The organism is Undibacterium sp. TC9W (genome assembly GCF_049339865.1).
Classification (GTDB): Bacteria; Pseudomonadota; Gammaproteobacteria; order Burkholderiales; family Burkholderiaceae_D; genus Undibacterium.
In genome coordinates this window covers 61,903-82,287 of record NZ_JBMPPJ010000007.1, presented here as the reverse complement: position 1 = coordinate 82,287, position 20,385 = coordinate 61,903, and the positions used below count along the sequence as shown (strand labels likewise).

Here is a 20,385-nt window from a genome sequence, read left to right as displayed (position 1 = left end):
GGAAGCCACCGCCATGCCCGACTTCATCAAACTGCTGGACCCACGTCCATGGATAGCCCTGGCCGTAGCAGCCGCCGTCCTGTTCTGTGTCGTCAAATACAAAGACGCCATACACCAAGTAGACAAACTCACCGCCCAGATAGCAAAGGACAAAGCAGAAGCCACAGCCACAGCACGCGAAAATGAAAAGCTCATGTCCCGCAGCCTGGCCGCCATCGCCACCACCCACCAAAAGGAATTGCAAGATGAAAAAGACAAACGCGATAAGTTTATTGCTGACGTGCGCACTGGTGCTGTGCGCCTGTCAATCCCAGTCAAAGCTTGCCCCGCCCGTAGCAGCAGAGATACCACCGCTGGATTCAGCAATAGCCCAGAAACGCGAGCCGAACTTACGCCAGAGGCTGGAGCAGCTCTTGCAGCCATCGCCGCAGACGGCGACGACGCCATCAGGCAATTAAACGCCTGTATAGACAGCTACCAGGCAATCAGGGCCATTTCCAACCGTCAGCAATAATGTACAAACCAAATAGCCTGCGCGCCCATTTAACGGCTGCCATACCCGATTTAAAGCGCAACCCAGACAAGCTGCTCGTCTTTATAGACAAAGGCAGCCTGGTCACCACCCGCACCAAATCACGCTCGTTTGAATATGCCTACACCTTAAACATCATCGTCACCGACTACAGCGGTGAAGAAGACGCTCTCATGGTGCCCCTGCTCGATTGGGTAGTCACCCACCAGGCAGACCTCCTGGGCAACGACGACAAGGGCAAAGGCATACGCTTTATGGTCGATTTCAACAACCACAACAGCGTCGATATCTCGCTTGACCTCGACCTCACAGAGCGCGTCGTCGTTAAGCAGACGGGCACCCGGCTAGACATCGCCCACGCAGGCGAAGTCACAGCCACGCCACCCTATACAGACCCCTACTGGCAACTCTACAACGGCGACAAGCTGCTGGCAGAATGGCAGGTACACCCCATACCACCCACATAATGCAAGACGACCTCACCGCGCTAGAAACATGGGCCAGCACCCTGCTGGCCAGGCTAGACCCCGCCGCCCGCCGCAAACTCACGCTGCAAATGGCACAAGTCCTGCGCCGCCAGCAACAAACCCGCATCCAGGCACAACAAAACCCCGACGGCACCCCCTACGCACCGCGCAAGCAACGCAAAAACATCAGGGCCAAGCAAGGCCGCATCAAGAAGCAAAAAGCCAGCATGTTCAACAAGCTGCGCACCAACACCCACCTCAAGGCAAAGGCAGACGGCAACGGGCTGGAAGTGGGCTTCTATGGCCGCGTAGCCCGTATTGCGCGGGTGCATCAATACGGGTTACGGGATAGGGTTGTGGCGGGTGGGGTTGAAACTCAGTACGAGCAGAGGCGGGTTTTGGGATTCAAAAGTGAAAGTGTTGTGAAATTTTTCAATTTATTATTTCTTTAATTCTTTGAAATCAAACAAACTCATGATCCTCTATTTTAAGAAGCTCAACAAAAATTGCTCTACTTCTCGAATCATATTGGTGACGTCGACTTTAGTAAATTCATTTGGCTTTCCATGGGCTGCACTATTTCTAATGTCGGCTAATGCAGTAATTTGCTTCTGTTGAAGTTTGTTAAAGATTCCTTTCTTTGCTAGTTCAGCATTCATAAAGTCTAACTTCCCATGACCAATCCCGTTCGCGTCGCACAAGTCCCGAATAGCAGTCTCGAGTACGACTCCTGCAATAACTGCTGCTGCAAGCGTGTAGTTATTATCAAGTAGCTCCTGTGCTTGTTCCAACTCGCTCTCAAACACATCTGCTTGTACAAGTTTCTTCAGGGTCGTAAGATATCCCCCCTCAAAGTCCTCTTTGGCTGCATTAAAAATTGCACCAAGCCGCTTCGCCATATTAAGCGATGAATCGTGAGTTGCCGCTTTTGATGAAATTTCAAATTGTTTGAAATGTTGTGACGTATCTCCACACACGCTGTTAAGCAAACTTCTAACTTTGATCACCCATTTCAAAAACAACTCACTGTCAACGTCTTCACTTACTGTGAACCCGTCTTCTATGACGCGCGAGGTGACTTTGATAGCCTGAAGTTGGGCCGCCAGATCGTCGAATCGTTGAGCGAAAATCGCGTTCATATCAAATCCTAGGGCAAGGTATATAAAATTATTGACATATTAAAGCGATCGTTGGAAGTTAAATGAATATCATCTACAAGAGCTGAATATTTGGAGCTTGGATAAGCTGTAGCATCATTTATCATACCAAGGTCAATTCAAAACCCCTTTGATCAAAGAAAGCTGTTAAAGCTTTCGAATATGTTTCATTTTCTTCTGTTTCAACGATATCCAGTAGCTCTCTTCCGGCAACACTTAGTGCAACACCGCTGACTTTAAAGTGGATTTGCTCTTGCCATGTGCGTCCTGGTTTTGGAACAAGCGCATAATCTATATTCATGTATCTGAAGGGCAATCCACATTTATTCCCATCACGGACAACTGTATCAATATACGGCATTGATGAGTTATAGTCGCCGATGATCAGCCCGTATTCAAACAATACGTTTAAGTCGTCGAACGACAGACCATAAGGCACAAGCCCGTTGGATTGGGCAACATCTCCAATAGCAATAACTCTGGAGTCTATGATTCTTCCAGGAACAGACAAAGTACAAGCGAGAGAACAGAGTTTTCTGAACAAAATTGCTGCACGATTGTCCAATTGGGCGATTAGCTTAACGGTTCGAATAGAGTATGAGCCAGGCTTCTGTATTTCTCCGGCAAGAATCTTACCAAAATGCATTTGCATGTGTTCACTGCTCATATTGACTGCTTCAGACTCAAAGGCATTTAACCAATCGTCACTGATGTCCTCTACAGTTTTATCCTCTACAGTTTTATCCGCTTCAGTTTTACCCTCTGGAATTGGTGGAAGTTTTTCAATCTCGTCAGCAGCATGTTGAAGAACTTTTGTGGAATTTAACTGTTGCCGTAATATTTTTCCTGCGTAAGTGTTTGAAGCGATTGCTGCTAGGTCTTCGTCAACCTCGATTGACTTTGCCAATTTCTTGCCAGTTGCTTTTATGAGGTCAACACGTGCATCATATAAAGCCTTATTCACTGCCGACTGCCCATCTATATGCGAATTCGGAATTTTCATCAAATGCCCAAATGCCTTGGCAACATTTTTCTTGAATGCAGAAGTTGGATGAAGAAGATAAGTCTTCAAAAAATCGACAACAGCAGGTACAAAATCATTACTTTCTTCTCCACTTTCAATTTCATCTCCTGGAAAGTCATCCATTCACGTGCCCCTAAAAAAAATGATAATGCTACGTCGCTATTCAACGCAACCTGCTCTGCTCTGCTCTCAAGAATACGCAGATTAGAATAGCATTTTGGATTCGCATCGTTTTTAAATGAATATCGATATTCTTGCAAAAACCGCTGCCTCATTTAGGTTTTGGCGATTTTTTTGCAGGAATTTTGATTGTTTCAACCACAGCAGTCTTTTTGTTTTTTTCAGCCACTTTTACTGGTATAAATTTACCTGAGCCAGCATCTCTGCCGATTTTCTTAGTTGCCATCTCGAAATCCTCCTAAAGTAAAAAGTTCATTCATCTGACAATTGATGCAAAAAACCCTACGAATGAGCAATCTCATTCGCTTGAGCAAAAACAGGTGATTTTAAAAGGGCCACGCCTATTCTTGGAATAATGCGATCAGCAAGATATTTGTTCGTTGCCTGGCAAATCGTTTCCTTAAATAATGCATCCTCGAAGATGTAATTATCACTATCTACATACATCTTCCATACCTCTACATCCTCATCTTTAAGCCTTGCACAATACTTATACTCAATGCCCATCAAGTCACCATCGCGCACGAGTAAGCGATGCTTAGCACTCAAACGTACCCCAAGACAATCTACGACCAGCTCATTGTCTTCGACATGCAGTTTATGCGGGCTCCCCTCTTGGTAAGTAAGTTGCTTTACTGCTTCCATAAACGAGTCGTGTGCTTGTTCCAAAATGCTCCTCGCTCGTATCGCAATTTCATATCTTCTAGCCGGATCCATTCAATTCCTCCAGTAATAATCAAATGTAGATGCTTTCTTCTGCTTAAAACAGAAGATTGGTGATTTCAAATCTAGACTCTTATTAACGAATTTATATTTAAATTTAGCAAATGAATTATGTGTACTAATAGTTAATTGTTGTTAATTGCTTACCATTACGAAACTTTAGTGTTCATAACCATACACATTGCCAAAACACCCAAACCTGCGCTATCCTTGCGTCAGGTGCTGAACACACCTAATACCGTCAGCGGCCAACCACCCGCGCCCGAAAGTCGTGGTTTTTTTACGTCCATAGGTTTACCTATGGCCGGGTAGTGCGTAACGATACAAGACCCGCAAGGGGAAAGTTGCGGGCCGTCTGACGGCGGTGTTCAAGTACCCGGCCACCCTCTGAACAAGGGTGAAATTGAACTTATTCCGTCAGGAGGCCATCATGGCTGCTCATACCCCTATTGCGTCTGCAATAGCTGCATCATCACAACCCTCTTTTGCCTTTTCCAAACTGCAAGACCTGCGCGCCAGCTTTGAACGCCTGCGCGGCCTGCAAATCGACGCCCTCAAAGCCATGGGCTTTGACACCCTGCTCGACGACCTCGCCAGCATCTGCGACGCCTTAACCGAGCTAGACCGCATCAACGCCGACATGGGCGTCACCGACAGCGCCCTCACCATGCTCCTGTAACTGCTCGAATCCGCAGGCGAACAACCCCTCGCCCCCCAAGGCCTCCACGCCCTCCTCTCCCCCGTACAACAACGCCTCCTCACCACCTGGAACCATCTGTCTGACCTGATTTGATCTGATCTGCCGCAAACAACTGCCACATTTCACAATGTGCAATTTGCGTCAGCTCTTCGCGGTCTCGTAATATTTTGCAAACTAATTTACTATTTTCTATGCGCGCACAACGAATCCAATTAATTAAAGGAAAGAACATGCAAACTCAGATTATTTCTGTCGACTTCCATAAAGATAAGCTGCAGCTGATTGATAAAGACAACGAGCCTATGGTGCCGATGAAACCTATCGTCGAAAACATGGGGTTAGACTGGTCAACACAGCGCAGAAAACTTGCTGCAGATAAAGAAAGATGGGGTATGGTCATCATGACCATACCTTCGCAAGGCGGGGATCAAGAGACAGTTTGCCTGCCTATCCGAAAAATTGCGTCCTGGCTAATGACCATCAGCCCCAACAAAGTCGCCCCAGAACTCCGCGACAAAATCACCCTTTATCAAAACGAATGTGACGATGTGCTTTGGGACCACTGGTCAAAAGGCGGCAAAAAGACTGGTGCAGTACAAATCCAAATGCTCGCCCCACGCGACCCGACCCCTATCATCGCCGATGGCTATACCCCGATGAATCTCAAAACTCGTGATCTAGTGACCTTGCAGCAGCAAAAATACAAAATCATGCGCCAGATTGAAGAAACCGAAAGCCCCGCAGTCCGCGCCGGCCTGTATTCAGACCTGCGCAGGATGTCCGACGCGCTTGGCACCGACGTACCAGAACTGGATGCTTTCGCCTTTCCCAAAGCACAAAAACCGCTGCTGATCGAAGATTAAGAGGCAAAGTGTATCTCTAATTTATCAAAATCCTTTGATTCCAAAAATTTTAAACCATCACTCCAAGTCTTTTTAACTCCATTATCTACGGCTGCAACTTCCAGATTTTTAAACACTCGTGAAGAGAAATCTGGATACGCAGCCATTAAAGTTGAGCGAAACAATTCTCTATCTTCTTTGCTTCCATTTATACTTGATTTGTTTGCAGCAATGAATTTTGCGAGTTCAATGCTGTGCTCACGGTTTTTTTGTTGCTCTTGCATTCCTAATTCTCTATCTTTTCCAATTTGAGCAACTGTTACCTGCGCATTTGTAACTAATAATGTAGCAACTGTTGTTGCAATCGAAATAATCAGAGTCAATATTGTGATTAGATGCTTTTTCAAAAATTGATTCTCAGATTCAATCTTCTTCTTTTCAAATTCGAATTTATCTCTCTCTAATTCAAACTGTTTTATTTTCAATTCCTGCTCATTCATTTCAGATGTCCTCCAATTTATTTTCTTGAAAACTTCTTTAATGCTGCTTATTTTGCAACGTTAGTGTACCGTAATGTTTGTTGTTGGGTGATGTAATCATATCAACATTGGAACGTCAACAATCCAATCCATTCATTACGCCTCAATCATTCCATTTCCCCGGGCTTTGAAGATGTAGCACTTCATCGACTTGCCAGCGATGGCGCTGTTGACGACGGTGTTTTTAGGTTGGCGCTGGATAGCCCAGCAGGGCGCACCAGTCTGTTAGTTCTTCTAGCAGACACTGACGTTTGACGGGGTGAGTGGTGGTTTTTAGCTTGTCGAGGGCGGCCTGGTGGGCGGCTTCTACTAGCTGGCGTTCTTTGGTGGTCAGGGGTTTGGTGGTAGTTTGCATGGTGGGTTTACGCGGATAAAAGTATCTCAAAGGACCAATTTACAGAAATTGGTAAAGAACTAGAAAAGTATCCATTTGCAAAACTTAAAAAAGCACATTTTCAGTCTGAAAATAATTGGTTTTCAAAGACTCCAACCATATTCTATTATGTTGATAGCAACCGCGAAACGGCTCAAAAATTAGCAGAAGTATTGAAGGGTATTACAAATCTTGAGTTCTCGATCTTAAAAGGAAAATACTTAGAAACTATTTCTGGAAAAGAGCCTGTGACACTGTTTATACATCTCAGACAAGACAGAGAGAATACAAGCAAATCTTGAGCCCGCGTAGGTACGAATAGCCCCGCGTATTCGTACGCATGTTACCTCAAAATATCTCACACCCCTCGCGCACGCGTAAACGCCGCTGAGTTACTAAGCCGCTTAGCAACCCCTCCCCGCGTGACTGGCTAGCCCGGTCACGTCACCATAGACGGCATGGAATTCACACTTGCCGACCTCTCCCGCCGCCTGCAAAATCTAGTCCGCTTTGGCACCATTGCTGAAGTAAAGCACGGCCGCGTACCGCAAGTGCGCCTGCAAATTGGCGATATTAAAACCGGCTTCTTGCCAATGGCAACGGCTCGCGCTGGCAAAACAAAGACATGGAACCCGCCTACGGTGGGCGAGCAATGCGTTTTGCTTTCACCCTCTGGTGAATTCGCGGGCGGCGTGGTTTTGCCAGGCATTGCCAGCAACCACAACCCAGCACCAGACACCAACCCAGACAACACCCGCACAGAGTACCGCACAGACCAGCCCGGCAAAGTCATCATTGGTCTAAAAGGCCAACTGGTGCGAGCATCCAAGGCGTTTAGTCTGTCTTTGCCTGTCACGGTGAAAGCATGATTGATTTAACCAAGCTGCCACCGCCTGCAGTCATCGAAGAGTTGGACTTTGAAGCCCTGGTCACCGTCCACAAACAAGACTTGCTGCAACGCCAGCCAAGTGCCGCCAATGTGCTGGCCTTGCCGTCTGAACCCCTGGTCAAGCAGGTAGAAGCCTTTGCTTACCGCGAAATGCTTTTGCGCGGCCGCATCAACGATGCAGCCCGCGCCAACCTGCTGGCCTTTGCGACTGGCACAGACCTGGATCACAAAGGCGCGTTCTATAACCTGGTACGCATGCAAGGCGAAGCAGATGAGCGTTACCGCAACCGCATACAGTTGCGCATTGCCGCCCTGGCTGGCAATGGCACGGCAGAGCAATACCGCCTGCTTGCCCTCTCTGCCAGCCAGAACGTGCGCGACGCCAACGTCACCAGCTCTACACCCGGCAGCATTGCCGTGGTGCTGTGGCTGATCGATGCCAGCCAGGCGCAAGCCACCAACGCCACCGTCCTGGCAGCCATGAACGCACCCAACGCCCGCCCGCTGGGCGTGCCTGTCAGCGTGGCCGTGGCGCGCCCAGTGTTCTTGAATGTCACCGCAACACTGTGGCGTGAAGCCAGCGCGCCCGCAGATATCGTCACAAAAATTACCGCCTCTTTTACCGCTTCGCTTGCCACTTATGCCAGCCTGGGCCGCAGTGTCCCGCTGTCCTGGGTAACCGCACAACTACAGCAACCAGGTATCAGCCGGGTGGAATTCCCGATCGCAGGCCAACCCGCAAGCAATACCGTGCTGGCCGCCGATGAATACGCCATCGCTGGCGCCATCACCTTGACAGATGGCGGTGTAGCATGACTGACTTGGCTTTACTGCTGCCACCCAACGCCAGCGAACTAGAACGCAATCTTGTACGCATCGCCCCGCGTGCGGATCTGGACACGGCTGCAGACTCCCCGGCTAACATTTCCAGCACCATGCCCGCCGCCTTCCAGCCCTGGCTTGCCGCTGAATGGAATTTGTCTCAATTCTCGCTGCACTTTGCCAGCAATGCCGAGCTGATCGCCGCTGGCTTGCCCTGGCTGCTGGAACGCGGCAGCGCCGCCAGTGTAGTGCGCGCCTTGTCTTGGTTGGGGTATGACCAGGTTGCAATAGAAGAAGATGAATTCTTAATACACATCGACCCAGGCACCACAGCCGCCGCGCTGGATCTGGCACGTATACGCCAGGTGGTGAATGCATCAATACCCGCACACAGCCGTTTTTATCGCCTATACCATGGCCTTGATTTACGCGCTGGCCGCTTTGATGCCACCGCCTTTGATCAATGCTTGTTTGACGATGATTCTGGCATCTGGTCTGGTGACCCGGCAACTGATGGCGTCAAGCTGTCGTTCGGTGAAACGCATACCGGCCTAGTCAATGCAGCACCGGCACTGGTACCCATTGCCGCCCACCGCCCGCGCCAGTTAAACACCATCGTTGACGATGCCTTGATGCAGTTGGATAGCTGGGTGCTGGATAGTGAAATCCGCTTAAACAGTGTCGTCAGCATCAGCGATTTATCCAGCAGTGTGGTGAATCAGCCCGCCTTGCAGCCATTGAGAAACGCGCACCACGCAACCTATTGCGCCGAGCCAATGGCGCGCGCCATGCCTGCACCTGTCACCGCCATTGCACCAGGAACCACCACCAGCGTCACCAGCCCGGCCTTGCCTGTTTATGGCTGGGCTGACCAGTGGGCCAGCGGCTGGGCCGTCTGCTACCCCTTAATTTCAAATCCATAGAAAGGCACTGACATGGCAGTCCTGCAAGACCAAGGCCGCATCGAGCTGGCCGAACAATTTAAAAACCGGCCGCTGCACCTGGCCTGGGGGCATGGCTTGCCCGCATGGGACGCCGCGCCCACTTCTGAAACCATCACTGCCACCGCCCTGGTGGACGAGATAGGTCGCCGCGTGGCAAGCCAAAAGCAATTCGTGGTACCAGAGACAGACCCCAACGCCGCCAACACCATCAAAGTGCCAGGCGGTGACCTGTACCGCATCGTCAACACGCCATCACGCTGGGTATTAGTCGAATTTGTCTTTGATTATGGCGACGGCGCGGGGCAAGACATACGCGAGCTGGGCTTGTTCGTCGGCACCGAAGTGGCCGCAGGCCTGCCCGCCGGGCAACGCTATTTCACACCGGCGCAAATCACAGCACCTGGCCGCCTGTACATGCTGGACCACATCCCGCGCCTGATACGTTCCGGCGCGACTGAGCAAGTCTATCGCTACGTTTTGCCTTTCTAAGCACGATATCTATGGATAAAAATATTAATTTAGCTGGCTACTTGAACCGGCACGACGCTGCAAAGCAGTTTGATACGGTGCTGTATCGCGCTGACCATGTCATCCAGTCAGACGAACTGAACGAAACACAAAGCCTGCTGCAAGCCCGCATTAAAGGCGTGGCCGATGTATTGCTGGCAGATGGCGCGGTCATCCGTGACGCCCGTATCGTCGTCAACGCCACCACAGGCGCAACAACCTGCGAATCTGGCGCGCTGTATGTGGATGGCGCAGTACGCGGCATAGCGCCTGCAACGCTTTCTATTGCCGTGGTCGGTATCGTCATCGTGGGCGTGTATCTGCAACCGCATATCATCACTGAGCTGGAAGACCCCACACTACGCAACCGCGCACAAAATACCCGTGGCTTTGACAAAGCCGGTGCAGGCCGCCTGCAAAAGCTGCTTGCCTGGGGCTTTGCTGGTGACGGCCAGCCTGGTGATTTTTACCCGGTCTATACGGTAGAAGACGGCACAGTACGCAGCAAAGAACCACCGCCCCAGCTCGATGGCGTAACGCAAGCCCTGGCCCGCTATGACCGTGATTCGTCCGGCGGTTCGTATGTCGTCAATGGTTTGAACGTCACCGCAGCAGATAATTTGCCAACTGGTGAACAGGTCTATACCGTCAGTGAAGGCCGCGCAAGGGTATCCGGTTTTGCTGTGGAACTGCCCACTAGCCGCCGCCTGGTGCGCGCTGTCGTCCCTGACTTGCGCTACATCGAGAACGAGCCGCACCAATCCACCGGGCCAGCCGCCCAGCGCGTGAACTTTGATCGTGCACCGGCTGCGAATGTCACGCATGTGACCATCACAGCACAAAAAACCATAGATGTGGCACACGGCGGCTTCACCGGCGCGCTGGACCCGCTGGAAGATGGTTCTGTACTGGTCGTGCTGTCAGTCAAACAAGGAGCTACAACCTACACCAAGGACGTGGACTGGAAATTCACCGCCCAGCAGATTGACTGGTCTTTACCAGGTGCAGAACCAGCACCCGGCAGCACCTACCAAGTCACCTATCAATATTTGGCAACGGTGCCAGCCAGCGCCATTGATGCTGACGGCTGCACCGTTACCGGCGCGATGGCTGGCACAGCTATCCTGATCAGCTATAACCGCATGCTGCCACGCATAGACCGCTTGTGCATGGACAGCGCCGGTGCGCTGGTCTGGCTGTCTGGCGTGGCCGCAGACCGCAACCCACGGCCGCCAAGTGTCCCGGCTAATCTCTCGCCGCTGGCATCTGTCTTGCAAAACTGGCGCGCAGGATCGCGCACAGTAATGATAGACAGCGTGCGCGTGGTTCCTATGGACACACTCGCCGCCTACAGCAAACGCCTTGATACGTTGACCGAGCTGGTAGCACAACAGCGCCTTGAATCCAGCACCCAATTGCGCGATGCCACGGCGAAGCGCGGCTTGCTGGTAGATCCGTTTATATCTGACAGCGTGCGTGACCAGGGCTTGCCCCAAACCGCCGCCATCTTTGGCGGTGAGCTGACCTTGCCTGTCTCTGTGCAACCTAATTTGCTATCCATCAGCCTGGCCGCGCCGCAAACGCTGCCATTCAACCCGGTCACGCTGCTGGAACAGCCATGGCGCACCGGCAGCATGAAAATCAATCCCTACGATGCTTTCGACCCGTTGCCATCTGATGTAACCCTGACCCCGGCAATAGACCGCTGGACGGACGTTGACACCCAATGGAACAGCCCAACCACTGAAACCATCACAGAAAACATTACCCGCCGCGTGGGCCTGTGGATCGTTGAAAACGGCGAAGCCTACGACACCACCAATGAAATCACCCGCGACATCAGCCATGTGAGCAAGGCAGCTGAATACATCCGTCAAATCAGTGTCAGCTTTACCGTGAAGGGTTTTGAAGCAGGCGAAACCATCCAGAGCTTGCGCTTTGATGGCATAGCCGTGGTACCGGGCAATCTGGCAACACCAACACCCGGCACCATCACCGGCACGTTTACGATACCGGCCAAGGTGCCTGCAGGTAGCAAGCGCGTGGAATTTGTCGGCAGTGCCGGTAGCTTTGGCGTGGCGATATACAGCGGCACCGGCGTAGAAATTCAGGATGTTAAACAACTGGTGACCGTGCATGCTTCTGGCTGGGTGACTTTCCTGAAGGCTGACCCGCTGGCGCAGACTTTTACACTGGCTGCTGATAGGCAGATTGCCGGGCTGGACCTGTGGTTCACGGCCAAGGGCAATTCTTTGCTGGCCGTGCAGATACGGGAAACCAGCACCGGCATACCTAACCAGAAAGTCATTGCCCAGGCGCGCATCTCAGCCGCAGCCATCAATGTGGACGGCCAGGCTACCCGTATCAGCTTTGATTATCCTGTTTCGCTGACTGGCGGCGTGGACTATGCGCTGGTTATTTTGTGTGACGATGCCACCACGGCCGCCAGCATTGCCGAGCTGGGCAAGTATGACGACCACAAGGGCCAATGGGTAGCCAGCCAGCCCTACACCGTGGGCGTGCTACCACACAGAAAAAATTGAATTCGACTGGACAGCAGGCGGCCTGCTGGTCGATGCGCTCTTGCAATATGGTGCTGTCACTCACAACGCCGTGCAATTGCGCTTTGCCGGTGCTTACCAGAACGATGACACCGCAGAAGTCACGGCCGTGGAAATCGTCGTACGCGGCCGCCATAAAGAAATCGAAATGGGCAGCGCCAAGATGGCCGACAAGAGCGACCAGAAATACAAAACCACCTGCAGCTATTACAAGCTGATTATCAACGGCCAGGACATCATAGAAATCGACTTTATCAACGGCGTTGAGATAGTCGGCGGTATTGATCGCCGCGCCGAGCTGCGCGCAGCAATAGGCATGTGAGGCAGGCAAAAACAAATTAACAAACAAGCCTTTTTTTAACCAACGTTTAAGAAAGTATCACCATGACAACAGCAAACAGCAATGAAGTAATCATCATCAACAGCAAAACCATCACTCTGGACGAACCTATCAAGCGCGGTGACACCACTATCACCAGCATCACCCTGCGCAAGCCCAAGGCAGGCGAGCTGCGCGGCGTGTCGCTAGTCGAGCTGGGCCAGATGAACGTCGCAGCCCTGCAGCAAGTGTTACCGCGTATCACCACCCCTATTTTGACGGCGCAGGACGTGGCTAATCTGGACGTGGCTGACCTGGTAGAAATCGGCTCGGAGGTATCGCTTTTTTTGGTCAAGAAAGCGGACCGCATGGCATACCAAAAAGAGTAGAAGACGCCAAAGTCATAGACCACATAGACCAGACCAATGAGTCAGACATCAATTTTTTAAACCGGCTGGGCAAACGCTTTGATGCGGTGGCCACCGTCAAAAAAGACGCCCTGCTGTTCTTGCCCATTGATGAAGGCAGCAACAGCAAAGGCGAAAGCCTGCCCACCATCACCCTGGAACGCCGCGAGGGCGACAAACACCGCTACCACACCGCCAGCCGTGACGCCTACAGCGGCGTGCGCGCCCAATGGCACGACCCCAACGACGCCAAAGAAAAAAGCGAACTGATAGGCGAAGACGACAACCCAAAACGCCTGCGCCACACCTACCCCAATCAAGAGGCGGCAGAGCAAGCAGCCAAGGCAGAAATGAACCGGGTGAAGCGAGGCAAAGCCACCCTGCAATTTAGCCTGGCCCTGGGCAGGCCAGACATTACGCCCATGATGGGAGTACGCATCCCCAGCCTAAAAGCACCTATCGGGGATACGGGCTGGATCATCGTCAAAACCACGCACAGCGTTACGGTGCAGGGGTTTATTACACAGTTGGAGATGGAGACGAGGAAGGAACAAGAAAATAGTAACGTCGGTGTACGCAATAACGCCGAAAATTGATGCTATGCTAACAGCGCTTTGCTAAAGCTTACGCTTTATTAACGCGTCCATTAAATATTCCTGTAGCTGCCCGAAAAGGCGCGTATATAAAACAGTTTGTCTTAACCTATTGCTCTGTCACAAAAAAAAGTCAATTCTTGTAAAGTCGTAGGTAATTGTGGATAACCTTCTTCTGTCCATCTAATTATTGTGTAATATCAACATTCCTGCAAGCATCATTGACGCAACGCAGCAAAATTAGATAAAAAATAAAGGAAGAATCAGCACTGATTGGTTCTCCGGCACAAACACCGATACTTGGTTATTTGCCACTAAAAACGGGGACAAAATGAGATTTCAATTTCGCAGTATCAAAAGCTGGAGTGTTGGTGCAAAACTGACTCTCACCATTTTTTTTCTGGTTTCATTAATGCTGGTTTCGTTCATCACGCTAATCAATTTCAATCTTTCAAAACAAGTAGAGCGGCAAGTCTCAGCCGATTTGATAGCGCGAACAAATTTAATCGCCGAAATGATTGATAGCTTTGACCGAGATCAAAAAGCGCAAATTGGAGTATTTTCCAGAATTTTCAAAAGTAATTTTGCTGATGACTTTTCTGTAGACGAAGCTACGACCGTTGACATCAATGGCACCCCTGCTGCCACCATGTCAACCAGCGGCAATGTCTTGAATATGAATTTCAAGACACCAGACCTGTTCACAGCCCAAACTGGTGGAGTTGCAACCATTTTTGTGCGGCAAAAAGATGACTTTGTTCGTATTTCCACATCGCTAAAAAAAGAAAATGGGGAACGCGCCATTGGCACCAGTTTAGATAAAAATGGTGCAGCCTATAAAAACGTTATTGAAGGCAAAAGCTACGTTGGTAATGCCGTTCTTTTTGGTAGGCAGTTTGTTACCCAATATGATCCTGTAAAGTCCTCAGACGGCAAGGTCATCGGTATTCTGTTTGTAGGCTCTGACTTCACAGAATCGGCAAAGCGCATCAAAGAACAGATACGTCCCTTAAAAATTGGCGAGACCGGCTATTTTTATGCGATTAATTCCAAGGAAGGCAGCGATTATGGTCTGCTGACACTACATCCTAGCAAAGAGGGACAGAATGTGCTCGCGTCAAAAGATGCAGACGGCCGCGAGTTCATCAAAGAAATGTTGGAGAAAAAAGAAGGCATCATCCACTATCCTTGGATTAATAAGGAATTAGGGGAAACAGAAGTACGTGAAAAAATGGTTGCCTACAGAACCAACAAAAACTGGAATTGGCTAATCGCTGGTGGCGTATATACCGATGAATTCACACGTGAATCAACAAGTTTCATGAACATGATCAGCGGCTTGACGATCGTCGTTCTTCTGATTATGGGGGGAGTTCTGTACTACACCATGCGCCGCCGCTTGAGTCATCCGCTGCAAGAGGTGAATGCTGCGGCTATGCGTTTGGCAAGTGGGGATTTGACCGTCTCGCTGAACGTGACACGCGTTGATGAAATAGGTCAATTGATGCAATCGATTAATGAGATTGGCCGCGGATTGACTAGCGTAGTCCATCAAGTACGAGGCAATACCGCATCGATAGCGCAATCGTCCAAAGAAATTGCTAGCGGCAATGCCGACTTGTCTGCCCGCACAGAATCGCAAGCCAGCTCACTGGAAGAAACTGCGGCGTCAATGCATGAACTGACAGGGACAGTACAGAAAAATTCAGAAAGCGCTGAAAACGCCAACAATCTGGTTGTAGCCACGTCTGAAATTGCGGCAAAAGGTGGCGCGGTCGTGACCCAGGTGATCGATACGATGGACTCTATCCAAACCAGTTCTCGCAAGATTGTCGATATTATTTCTGTGATCGACGGTATCGCCTTTCAAACCAATATCCTGGCGTTAAACGCCGCTGTTGAGGCGGCCCGTGCTGGCGAACAAGGGCGCGGCTTTGCTGTAGTTGCTACTGAGGTGCGTAATCTGGCACAACGTTCTGCAAGCGCTGCCAAGGAAATCAAAATCTTGATTGATGATTCGGTTGAAAAAGTCGATGCAGGTCATCGCCTGGTGATAGAAACTGGCAGGACAATGACTGAAGTCGTTGATGCGGTTGACCGGGTAGCCACCATCATTGCAGAAATCAGCGATAGTAGCCGTGAACAAAGCTCCGGAATAGCACAAATCAATCAGGCAGTTGCACAAATGGATGAGATGACTCAACAGAATGCTGCCTTGGTTGAACAAGCTGCAGCCGGTGCTAAGGACATGGAAGAACAGGCGCAAACGCTAGTGCATGCAGTACGCGTATTTAAAGTTATGCCTGCTTTAAATTAGCCCAGGTAGGGCAATTAGCAATCGCCTAATTGCCCGCAGGGTTAAATATGTTGGAATGTTAGACCTGACCCCACACCCCGTTTTCTATTTTGATGCCAGATTTCACTATCGTCCCCTTTTACTTAAGCCCGCTCAAGAGCGATTAGCGGCGCGTTATCGCCTGCCGGGTTGGAAATGTATGAATGTCAGACCTGACCACTCGCCCGTTGGTAAAGACGGGAATCGCAGAACCTTGTCAGCAATTATCGGTATCCTGAAGCAGGCTCACCCTGATATGAAAAGTTTCTCTTTTCCGAAAATCGAAGCGATACTTTCCAGCGCCGGGCAAATCAGTAAATTTTGATAGTTATCTTAAGGGCTGCAATTTAGAAGAGCAGTTGATCGCGCAAACAGTCTTGACTAACGCTATGATTTTGTACATACACCTCTTCACTGCACTGCGTATCAATATTTCTATAGACCTCGTGACCTAATCCATATCCGTTTGACCAGGACACTTCGTCGCCGATATTTAGTTCAAAATCTGACAGCAATTCAATAATTGTGTAAGCATCGTCTGCCGTGGCAATAGCAACCATACCTCGGCTTGCATTGATTAATGCGACTGTTCCCGTTCTTTTCATAGCATCACCTCATTTTCATTTGGCTTTAATGGTTATTTTTCGGTTTCTGTGGAATATCCCAGTACGAAGGCGCATCACCTGGCGCATCCATGCATTGCCTCACAATGCCATCTGCCATTCTTACCGTGCTGCCTATTGACTGCGCTTTACCATCAAAATGGCAGTTTTGATCTGCAACGTGCTCAATTGCTGCTTTTTCTTGGCTTGCTTTAGCAGGTGCCATAAAAGTCAAGAAAACGGCTTCAGTAACAATCATTAATACCATCAAACCGAACAGCACCAATATCTTGAAGTGGGCTTTCTTCAGTGACTGCGTATTCTCATGGCACGTTTCACAAGGAATTTCTTTAATTTGAATTTGTGACGATGCAGTTGCAATAGAAATAAGGGGTGGTTCTTGAGTTTCTGGCTGGTCATTTTTCATGTTAGCCCCGGAATATTCAGCAATTCTTGAGTCAAGGTGATCACAAGCCTCATTGAATTTGCTACGCAAGAATTCATCCATGACTGCGGCACCAAATTTGTTAAGTAATTCTCGGTAAAAAACTTTCCAATTGATACCAGAAATCGCTTCCAGTTCTTTTACTTTTTTATTGATCTCAGTGCGCTGCATCTTGGTGAGAAATTTTTCTTCTTTCTCACCCATGTTCAAGTTCAACACATTATTGAGTGATGGCCCAGCCGTTGAATCACCCATAACAACCTGACCAACATTACCTCTAAATTCATTATTCTCTGTCATCACAAATCTACACTCAATCGTTCCAGCATTTCAAACCGTGCTTATTTAAAAAATCTTTGCTGTTCAAGACGTGGGTAGAGAAGGCCATGCTATTTGGCACTAAAGTTTCGCCACGACGATCAAAAACAAGATTTAATTCGATAGGCTGACTATCGACAGTTTTCCGCAGCTTAGGAAAATACTGTAGGTAAAAATAGGATTGATTTTGCTTGCTATCAAAATCAAATTCAGCTCTGTTATTAATATCCCACGGGCCACTACATTGGATAAGAAAATCATATAGGTTTTGGCCGTTAGCCAGTTTCATTTTTTTTTGCAAAATATAGGCCACGCAATATTTCATGAAACTGATTTTTAAAACCTGCACTATCCGTCCGGCTAGCTTCTTTAATACGTGGATGCAATACTTTTAATTCTGGAAATTCTTTATAGATGTCTCGCTCAAAACTTTTGTTTCCATAGCAGGCACTGTCATCAATGCACACTGCGTCTTGAACGAATTTTTTTTCGCTGTCAGCCATTGGTACGTTTAAAAAAACCGGCTTTGCTTTGGTTGATGCAGAGACATTGGTGTTGACTTCAGCATGAGATTTCTGCAACTTGGCTGCGTCTGCGTCCTGCTGGGAAACAGTTGCTGTGTCATCGCTTGGCGAAACCACATATCCAATGCCGGATAAGATCAATGCTACAAGAGTGAATGAGAAAAATATGCTTTTCCTTGTAGGAATGGGCTTGTCTTTTTCCGCTATTTTATTAGGAGAAATCAGGCCAAAAATCATCCCCCCTACTGAAGCAAACGATAATATGAATGCTACAGCAGATATAAATTCCCGCATCTATTTATCCTTACCGAAAATAAATGTCTGCGGTGTCGTGACATTGCCTTGAACAGTTTGCCCCACACCACCATGGAATACGTTTTGTATTTTTGGTTCGGTAGTTGCAGGGACCATGCCGCTGATCATTCCGAGCACGCCTGCTTTGCCCCTAATATCAAGTTTGCGATAGCCCTCAATAACTTCCAGCTCATCTTTTTCAATTTTGTTTGAGGATCGCTTGCCGGTGATGATGTAGTAAATGTCCGCACCAAGCTTGTCCAGGCTACTGAGATATGCAGCATCCGGGGTAGTCTCGCCCAGCTCGTATTTAATTTGAGTTCGAGATGTTTTTTCTAAAATTGCTGCTAAGGCCTTCTGTGAATAACCTAAGCGGTCACGCTCTTCGGCTAATCTTGCCCCTATGGTGAATAAAACTTCACTAAAAACATTTGACATATGAATAAATCTTCACTATTATCACGTTACCACTAACGTAACACAATGATACATCATGTCTCTTGACACTCACACATCATTCCGTCGCGCCGCCCAAATAAAAGGGGCAATCCGCACCCCAATCAGTCTTTCTAAAGAGGAATACGACCAGGCTGTAGCTTACGCTCTGGCCGAGCAACGCTCCGTTGCTTCTTTCCTCCGCGTTACATACCTTCTTGGTCTGAAGGAATATGTACGCCAGCTCACGTCCAAGTAACCAGCACAGACAGGATACGACCATGTATGCAGACAAAAAACGCATCAAGGCCAACAAGCTGATGCTTCGTTTTGATGATTATGAGTTCGCGCTGATCACCGCTATGGCGGAATATCAGGGCGAACAGCCGTCCGCGTTCTTGCGCGAACTGGTGCTCCGTGAAGCTGCTTTGCTTAATCAAAATTGCAAGCAAATGTTAGCGGCAAAGTAAATACTTTGACAGACACTGATTAGCCACTCTTAAGCACTTTTAAGTTGACGAAAACAAGAACATGCCTTCATTAGATGCCGATTTCACGGAAGACGAATTAGAAATGCTTGAGAGAATGCGCGTCCAGTGGGGGCTAAGTGATCTTGAGGAAACAGCCCAATTTTTGGCAAAGCGCTTTATACGCCAGAGCATGAAGGCAATGACCGGACGTGGTCGTGCAATGAGTTTAGTTTCGCTTGAAGATTTAGAAAGGACCACGGAATGAGAGTAATTGGTATGCCTTGCCCTCATTGCGCACAGCGTGTGCGGGCCATTAAAAGCCGCACTATGTCGCCCATGCTGAAGGAAATCACCTACCGCTGTAATAACGAGGAATGCGGCCATGTGTTCGTCGCTGGCCTGGAAGTATTACGCACCTTGTCTTTATCAGCCACGCCTGACTACAAGGTCAGAATTCCAATTTCAAGGCATGCCCGACAGTCGGCCTTGAATCAGCTATCGCTGAATTTATCAGTCGGGTGACGCTGATCTAGCAGAACCACTATTGCAGTAGCCAACATGCCTTTTTTCAGGCGTGAGGGACTTTTTTTACCTAAAACTTTTGGAGGCCTACATGCGTTTGACATTTGCATCCCGTTTTGTATTGGCGCGAGAGATACACAAGCTGCTGGCGTCATCCCGTCGCGGCCCAATGATGAGCCGTTTGTATAACCGCAGTCTGATCGGGGAAGTTATCCACGATCTTGGCGGCCTTGCCGGGGAGTGGTGAGCATGAAACAGCCTGGTGATGACTTTACACGCGACATTTTTAATAAGCCTGGCAGGGGCCGCCCACGCAAGCCCAATACCAAGACTGCAGCCCAGCGCGCCAAGGAATACCGCGACCGTGAAAGAGAACGGAAATTCAATTTTTTGAGGGGGCAACGCAATGAAATTTCCTAATCAGGTGTATGTCGCGCTGTTGGGTGCCATCAGGCTGGGAATTGCTGAAAACGAACGCCTGCAGGTTGTATCTGAACGCCTGGAGGATGTGGAAATGGAGCAGGAGTATTCCCGCAATGTGCGTTTGCTGGAAGAAGGCCGCCAGTTGCTGATTGAAAACCAGCACAAATTTTCGTGACGGCGTCACAAAAAATCATGCCTATACCAACGACCACAGATGACGAGCTGCGCAAGGTACATGAAGCGCTACGCATCACGGTGCCTTTTGAACAGTTGCCGCCACTGATGCGCCACAGCCTTGCCATGGTGGCGCATTGCTGGCGTGACCGGGTACCGCCGCACCTGTTTGGAAAGCCTGCAGCAAGAAAAGGCCAGACACAGCCCGGCAAGGCTGCTGTAACCGATTTTAAACGCCGCGCAAGCGGTGACTTTGATTGAATG

At 49.3% G+C, this 20,385-nt stretch carries 33 protein-coding genes; 22 read left to right on the top strand and 11 right to left on the bottom strand.

The features are described from left to right. Nucleotides 1–13: 13 nt before the first annotated feature. The 3 genes from ACO0LN_RS11895 to ACO0LN_RS11885 are packed head-to-tail and all read left to right on the top strand — an operon-like array spanning nucleotide 14 to nucleotide 1,451. Entirely contained in the window at nucleotides 14–514 is a 501-nt protein-coding gene (locus tag ACO0LN_RS11895; protein ID WP_422973969.1) for a lysis system i-spanin subunit Rz, read from the top strand. Further along, nucleotides 514–999, top strand: a complete 486-nt coding sequence (locus tag ACO0LN_RS11890) for a phage tail protein (protein ID WP_422973967.1) — start codon at nucleotides 514–516, stop codon at nucleotides 997–999. Before ACO0LN_RS11895 ends, ACO0LN_RS11890 begins: the two co-directional genes overlap by 1 nt. Next, nucleotides 999–1,451 (top strand): phage virion morphogenesis protein, encoded by a 453-nt coding sequence (locus tag ACO0LN_RS11885; protein ID WP_422973965.1) that lies wholly within the window; start codon nucleotides 999–1,001, stop codon nucleotides 1,449–1,451. The genes ACO0LN_RS11890 and ACO0LN_RS11885 overlap by 1 nt, the downstream gene beginning before the upstream one ends. Before the next feature lie 30 nt (nucleotides 1,452–1,481). Here the strand turns inward: ACO0LN_RS11885 and ACO0LN_RS11880 are convergent, their stop codons facing one another. The 4 genes from ACO0LN_RS11880 to ACO0LN_RS11865 all read right to left on the bottom strand — a co-directional run bounded on the left by ACO0LN_RS11880 (nucleotide 1,482) and on the right by ACO0LN_RS11865 (nucleotide 4,077). Continuing rightward, a complete protein-coding gene (locus ACO0LN_RS11880; RefSeq protein ID WP_422973963.1) occupies nucleotides 1,482–2,138 on the bottom strand; it encodes a DUF4145 domain-containing protein in 657 nt (218 codons plus the stop codon). 121 nt (nucleotides 2,139–2,259) lie between these two features. Further along, nucleotides 2,260–3,303: a DUF2806 domain-containing protein gene (locus ACO0LN_RS11875; RefSeq protein WP_422973961.1), complete on the bottom strand. Its 1,044-nt coding sequence runs from the start codon at nucleotides 3,301–3,303 to the stop codon at nucleotides 2,260–2,262. Nucleotides 3,304–3,451: 148 nt separating this feature from the next. After that, the gene (locus ACO0LN_RS11870; protein ID WP_422973959.1) at nucleotides 3,452–3,586 is read right to left on the bottom strand and encodes a hypothetical protein; all 135 of its coding nucleotides are present in this window, start codon (nucleotides 3,584–3,586) and stop codon (nucleotides 3,452–3,454) included. Between the two features lie 56 nt (nucleotides 3,587–3,642). Continuing rightward, nucleotides 3,643–4,077 carry a hypothetical protein gene (locus ACO0LN_RS11865; RefSeq protein WP_422973957.1) on the bottom strand — a complete coding sequence of 145 codons (435 nt, stop codon included), beginning with the start codon at nucleotides 4,075–4,077 and terminating at the stop codon, nucleotides 3,643–3,645. 436 nt (nucleotides 4,078–4,513) lie between these two features. Between ACO0LN_RS11865 and ACO0LN_RS11860 the strand changes: the two genes are divergently transcribed. After that, nucleotides 4,514–4,762: a hypothetical protein gene (locus ACO0LN_RS11860; protein WP_422973955.1), complete on the top strand. Its 249-nt coding sequence runs from the start codon at nucleotides 4,514–4,516 to the stop codon at nucleotides 4,760–4,762. A 251-nt stretch (nucleotides 4,763–5,013) separates the two neighbouring features. Continuing rightward, on the top strand, nucleotides 5,014–5,646 hold the full coding sequence (locus ACO0LN_RS11855; RefSeq protein WP_422973953.1) for a phage antirepressor N-terminal domain-containing protein: 633 nt from the start codon (nucleotides 5,014–5,016) through the stop codon (nucleotides 5,644–5,646). Here ACO0LN_RS11855 and ACO0LN_RS11850 read toward each other — a convergent pair. Continuing rightward, nucleotides 5,643–6,125, bottom strand: a complete 483-nt coding sequence (locus ACO0LN_RS11850; RefSeq protein ID WP_422973951.1) for a hypothetical protein — start codon at nucleotides 6,123–6,125, stop codon at nucleotides 5,643–5,645. The two genes, ACO0LN_RS11855 and ACO0LN_RS11850, sit on opposite strands and share 4 nt — an antisense overlap. 223 nt (nucleotides 6,126–6,348) lie before the next feature. Beyond that, a complete protein-coding gene (locus tag ACO0LN_RS11845) occupies nucleotides 6,349–6,519 on the bottom strand; it encodes a hypothetical protein (protein WP_422973950.1) in 171 nt (56 codons plus the stop codon). A gap of 476 nt (nucleotides 6,520–6,995) precedes the next feature. Here ACO0LN_RS11845 and ACO0LN_RS11840 point away from each other — a divergent pair, with 476 nt between their 5' ends. The 10 genes from ACO0LN_RS11840 to ACO0LN_RS11795 all read left to right on the top strand — a co-directional run bounded on the left by ACO0LN_RS11840 (nucleotide 6,996) and on the right by ACO0LN_RS11795 (nucleotide 16,239). Beyond that, nucleotides 6,996–7,406, top strand: coding sequence for a phage baseplate assembly protein V (locus ACO0LN_RS11840; RefSeq protein ID WP_422973948.1), 411 nt, complete (start codon nucleotides 6,996–6,998; stop codon nucleotides 7,404–7,406). Continuing rightward, nucleotides 7,403–8,242, top strand: a complete 840-nt coding sequence (locus tag ACO0LN_RS11835; RefSeq protein WP_422973946.1) for a baseplate assembly protein — start codon at nucleotides 7,403–7,405, stop codon at nucleotides 8,240–8,242. The genes ACO0LN_RS11840 and ACO0LN_RS11835 overlap by 4 nt, the downstream gene beginning before the upstream one ends. After that, complete coding sequence (locus ACO0LN_RS11830) at nucleotides 8,239–9,171, top strand: phage tail protein (protein ID WP_422973944.1); 933 nt, start codon at nucleotides 8,239–8,241, stop codon at nucleotides 9,169–9,171. Before ACO0LN_RS11835 ends, ACO0LN_RS11830 begins: the two co-directional genes overlap by 4 nt. 12 nt (nucleotides 9,172–9,183) lie before the next feature. Beyond that, the gene (locus ACO0LN_RS11825; protein WP_422973942.1) at nucleotides 9,184–9,681 is read left to right on the top strand and encodes a hypothetical protein; all 498 of its coding nucleotides are present in this window, start codon (nucleotides 9,184–9,186) and stop codon (nucleotides 9,679–9,681) included. 11 nt (nucleotides 9,682–9,692) lie between these two features. After that, entirely contained in the window at nucleotides 9,693–12,242 is a 2,550-nt protein-coding gene (locus tag ACO0LN_RS11820) for a DUF4815 domain-containing protein (protein ID WP_422973940.1), read from the top strand. A gap of 40 nt (nucleotides 12,243–12,282) precedes the next feature. Further along, nucleotides 12,283–12,582, top strand: coding sequence for a phage major tail tube protein (locus ACO0LN_RS11815; RefSeq protein WP_422973938.1), 300 nt, complete (start codon nucleotides 12,283–12,285; stop codon nucleotides 12,580–12,582). Nucleotides 12,583–12,644: 62 nt separating this feature from the next. Next, the gene (locus ACO0LN_RS11810) at nucleotides 12,645–12,968 is read left to right on the top strand and encodes a phage tail assembly protein (protein WP_422973936.1); all 324 of its coding nucleotides are present in this window, start codon (nucleotides 12,645–12,647) and stop codon (nucleotides 12,966–12,968) included. Next, complete coding sequence (locus tag ACO0LN_RS11805; RefSeq protein ID WP_422974361.1) at nucleotides 12,917–13,582, top strand: contractile injection system protein, VgrG/Pvc8 family; 666 nt, start codon at nucleotides 12,917–12,919, stop codon at nucleotides 13,580–13,582. The genes ACO0LN_RS11810 and ACO0LN_RS11805 overlap by 52 nt, the downstream gene beginning before the upstream one ends. A 328-nt stretch (nucleotides 13,583–13,910) precedes the next feature. Further along, complete coding sequence (locus ACO0LN_RS11800; RefSeq protein WP_422973934.1) at nucleotides 13,911–15,896, top strand: methyl-accepting chemotaxis protein; 1,986 nt, start codon at nucleotides 13,911–13,913, stop codon at nucleotides 15,894–15,896. A gap of 55 nt (nucleotides 15,897–15,951) precedes the next feature. After that, nucleotides 15,952–16,239, top strand: coding sequence for a hypothetical protein (locus ACO0LN_RS11795; RefSeq protein WP_422973932.1), 288 nt, complete (start codon nucleotides 15,952–15,954; stop codon nucleotides 16,237–16,239). A gap of 22 nt (nucleotides 16,240–16,261) precedes the next feature. Here the strand turns inward: ACO0LN_RS11795 and ACO0LN_RS11790 are convergent, their stop codons facing one another. From ACO0LN_RS11790 to ACO0LN_RS11770, 5 genes are read right to left on the bottom strand one after another with little or no spacing between them, the layout of a single operon-like run. Then, nucleotides 16,262–16,519, bottom strand: a complete 258-nt coding sequence (locus ACO0LN_RS11790; protein WP_422973930.1) for a hypothetical protein — start codon at nucleotides 16,517–16,519, stop codon at nucleotides 16,262–16,264. A 25-nt stretch (nucleotides 16,520–16,544) separates the two neighbouring features. Continuing rightward, entirely contained in the window at nucleotides 16,545–17,261 is a 717-nt protein-coding gene (locus ACO0LN_RS11785) for a hypothetical protein (RefSeq protein ID WP_422973928.1), read from the bottom strand. A gap of 13 nt (nucleotides 17,262–17,274) precedes the next feature. Then, a complete protein-coding gene (locus ACO0LN_RS11780) occupies nucleotides 17,275–17,568 on the bottom strand; it encodes a hypothetical protein (protein ID WP_422973926.1) in 294 nt (97 codons plus the stop codon). Beyond that, nucleotides 17,555–18,097 (bottom strand): hypothetical protein, encoded by a 543-nt coding sequence (locus tag ACO0LN_RS11775; RefSeq protein WP_422973924.1) that lies wholly within the window; start codon nucleotides 18,095–18,097, stop codon nucleotides 17,555–17,557. The genes ACO0LN_RS11780 and ACO0LN_RS11775 overlap by 14 nt, the downstream gene beginning before the upstream one ends. Beyond that, nucleotides 18,098–18,535: a helix-turn-helix domain-containing protein gene (locus tag ACO0LN_RS11770; protein WP_422973922.1), complete on the bottom strand. Its 438-nt coding sequence runs from the start codon at nucleotides 18,533–18,535 to the stop codon at nucleotides 18,098–18,100. 278 nt (nucleotides 18,536–18,813) lie between these two features. Here ACO0LN_RS11770 and ACO0LN_RS11765 point away from each other — a divergent pair, with 278 nt between their 5' ends. From ACO0LN_RS11765 to ACO0LN_RS11735, 7 genes are all read left to right on the top strand, one after another. After that, nucleotides 18,814–19,002: a hypothetical protein gene (locus ACO0LN_RS11765; protein WP_422973920.1), complete on the top strand. Its 189-nt coding sequence runs from the start codon at nucleotides 18,814–18,816 to the stop codon at nucleotides 19,000–19,002. Nucleotides 19,003–19,063: 61 nt separating this feature from the next. Then, nucleotides 19,064–19,267 (top strand): hypothetical protein, encoded by a 204-nt coding sequence (locus ACO0LN_RS11760; protein ID WP_422973918.1) that lies wholly within the window; start codon nucleotides 19,064–19,066, stop codon nucleotides 19,265–19,267. Beyond that, nucleotides 19,264–19,524, top strand: a complete 261-nt coding sequence (locus ACO0LN_RS11755; RefSeq protein WP_422973916.1) for an ogr/Delta-like zinc finger family protein — start codon at nucleotides 19,264–19,266, stop codon at nucleotides 19,522–19,524. Before ACO0LN_RS11760 ends, ACO0LN_RS11755 begins: the two co-directional genes overlap by 4 nt. Nucleotides 19,525–19,615: 91 nt before the next feature. Beyond that, complete coding sequence (locus tag ACO0LN_RS11750) at nucleotides 19,616–19,771, top strand: hypothetical protein (RefSeq protein ID WP_422973914.1); 156 nt, start codon at nucleotides 19,616–19,618, stop codon at nucleotides 19,769–19,771. Nucleotides 19,772–19,773: 2 nt separating this feature from the next. Next, on the top strand, nucleotides 19,774–19,944 hold the full coding sequence (locus tag ACO0LN_RS11745; RefSeq protein WP_422973912.1) for a hypothetical protein: 171 nt from the start codon (nucleotides 19,774–19,776) through the stop codon (nucleotides 19,942–19,944). After that, the gene (locus ACO0LN_RS11740) at nucleotides 19,931–20,122 is read left to right on the top strand and encodes a hypothetical protein (protein WP_422973910.1); all 192 of its coding nucleotides are present in this window, start codon (nucleotides 19,931–19,933) and stop codon (nucleotides 20,120–20,122) included. The genes ACO0LN_RS11745 and ACO0LN_RS11740 overlap by 14 nt, the downstream gene beginning before the upstream one ends. Nucleotides 20,123–20,139: 17 nt before the next feature. Further along, the gene (locus ACO0LN_RS11735; RefSeq protein WP_422973908.1) at nucleotides 20,140–20,382 is read left to right on the top strand and encodes a hypothetical protein; all 243 of its coding nucleotides are present in this window, start codon (nucleotides 20,140–20,142) and stop codon (nucleotides 20,380–20,382) included. Nucleotides 20,383–20,385: the final 3 nt, after the last annotated feature.

Excerpts from the sequence above, each read along its gene's own strand:
- ACO0LN_RS11750 (WP_422973914.1), top strand. The coding sequence starts at position 19,616 with ATGCGTTTGACATTTGCATCCCGTTTTGTATTGGCGCGAGAGATACAC.
- ACO0LN_RS11875 (WP_422973961.1), bottom strand. The coding sequence starts at position 3,303 with ATGGATGACTTTCCAGGAGATGAAATTGAAAGTGGAGAAGAAAGTAAT.
- ACO0LN_RS11785 (WP_422973928.1), bottom strand. The coding sequence starts at position 17,261 with ATGACAGAGAATAATGAATTTAGAGGTAATGTTGGTCAGGTTGTTATG.
- ACO0LN_RS11790 (WP_422973930.1), bottom strand. The coding sequence starts at position 16,519 with ATGAAAAGAACGGGAACAGTCGCATTAATCAATGCAAGCCGAGGTATG.
- ACO0LN_RS11740 (WP_422973910.1), top strand. The coding sequence starts at position 19,931 with ATGAAATTTCCTAATCAGGTGTATGTCGCGCTGTTGGGTGCCATCAGG.
- ACO0LN_RS11885 (WP_422973965.1), top strand. The coding sequence starts at position 999 with ATGCAAGACGACCTCACCGCGCTAGAAACATGGGCCAGCACCCTGCTG.
- ACO0LN_RS11745 (WP_422973912.1), top strand. The coding sequence starts at position 19,774 with ATGAAACAGCCTGGTGATGACTTTACACGCGACATTTTTAATAAGCCT.
- ACO0LN_RS11840 (WP_422973948.1), top strand. The coding sequence starts at position 6,996 with ATGGAATTCACACTTGCCGACCTCTCCCGCCGCCTGCAAAATCTAGTC.
- ACO0LN_RS11850 (WP_422973951.1), bottom strand. The coding sequence starts at position 6,125 with ATGAATGAGCAGGAATTGAAAATAAAACAGTTTGAATTAGAGAGAGAT.
- ACO0LN_RS11810 (WP_422973936.1), top strand. The coding sequence starts at position 12,645 with ATGACAACAGCAAACAGCAATGAAGTAATCATCATCAACAGCAAAACC.
- ACO0LN_RS11800 (WP_422973934.1), top strand. The coding sequence starts at position 13,911 with ATGAGATTTCAATTTCGCAGTATCAAAAGCTGGAGTGTTGGTGCAAAA.
- ACO0LN_RS11860 (WP_422973955.1), top strand. The coding sequence starts at position 4,514 with ATGGCTGCTCATACCCCTATTGCGTCTGCAATAGCTGCATCATCACAA.
- ACO0LN_RS11870 (WP_422973959.1), bottom strand. The coding sequence starts at position 3,586 with ATGGCAACTAAGAAAATCGGCAGAGATGCTGGCTCAGGTAAATTTATA.
- ACO0LN_RS11855 (WP_422973953.1), top strand. The coding sequence starts at position 5,014 with ATGCAAACTCAGATTATTTCTGTCGACTTCCATAAAGATAAGCTGCAG.
- ACO0LN_RS11765 (WP_422973920.1), top strand. The coding sequence starts at position 18,814 with ATGTATGCAGACAAAAAACGCATCAAGGCCAACAAGCTGATGCTTCGT.
- ACO0LN_RS11755 (WP_422973916.1), top strand. The coding sequence starts at position 19,264 with ATGAGAGTAATTGGTATGCCTTGCCCTCATTGCGCACAGCGTGTGCGG.
- ACO0LN_RS11735 (WP_422973908.1), top strand. The coding sequence starts at position 20,140 with ATGCCTATACCAACGACCACAGATGACGAGCTGCGCAAGGTACATGAA.
- ACO0LN_RS11845 (WP_422973950.1), bottom strand. The coding sequence starts at position 6,519 with ATGCAAACTACCACCAAACCCCTGACCACCAAAGAACGCCAGCTAGTA.
- ACO0LN_RS11795 (WP_422973932.1), top strand. The coding sequence starts at position 15,952 with ATGTTAGACCTGACCCCACACCCCGTTTTCTATTTTGATGCCAGATTT.
- ACO0LN_RS11775 (WP_422973924.1), bottom strand. The coding sequence starts at position 18,097 with ATGCGGGAATTTATATCTGCTGTAGCATTCATATTATCGTTTGCTTCA.
- ACO0LN_RS11760 (WP_422973918.1), top strand. The coding sequence starts at position 19,064 with ATGCCTTCATTAGATGCCGATTTCACGGAAGACGAATTAGAAATGCTT.
- ACO0LN_RS11880 (WP_422973963.1), bottom strand. The coding sequence starts at position 2,138 with ATGAACGCGATTTTCGCTCAACGATTCGACGATCTGGCGGCCCAACTT.
- ACO0LN_RS11825 (WP_422973942.1), top strand. The coding sequence starts at position 9,184 with ATGGCAGTCCTGCAAGACCAAGGCCGCATCGAGCTGGCCGAACAATTT.
- ACO0LN_RS11835 (WP_422973946.1), top strand. The coding sequence starts at position 7,403 with ATGATTGATTTAACCAAGCTGCCACCGCCTGCAGTCATCGAAGAGTTG.
- ACO0LN_RS11865 (WP_422973957.1), bottom strand. The coding sequence starts at position 4,077 with ATGGATCCGGCTAGAAGATATGAAATTGCGATACGAGCGAGGAGCATT.
- ACO0LN_RS11780 (WP_422973926.1), bottom strand. The coding sequence starts at position 17,568 with ATGAAACTGGCTAACGGCCAAAACCTATATGATTTTCTTATCCAATGT.
- ACO0LN_RS11820 (WP_422973940.1), top strand. The coding sequence starts at position 9,693 with ATGGATAAAAATATTAATTTAGCTGGCTACTTGAACCGGCACGACGCT.
- ACO0LN_RS11770 (WP_422973922.1), bottom strand. The coding sequence starts at position 18,535 with ATGTCAAATGTTTTTAGTGAAGTTTTATTCACCATAGGGGCAAGATTA.
- ACO0LN_RS11890 (WP_422973967.1), top strand. The coding sequence starts at position 514 with ATGTACAAACCAAATAGCCTGCGCGCCCATTTAACGGCTGCCATACCC.
- ACO0LN_RS11830 (WP_422973944.1), top strand. The coding sequence starts at position 8,239 with ATGACTGACTTGGCTTTACTGCTGCCACCCAACGCCAGCGAACTAGAA.
- ACO0LN_RS11895 (WP_422973969.1), top strand. The coding sequence starts at position 14 with ATGCCCGACTTCATCAAACTGCTGGACCCACGTCCATGGATAGCCCTG.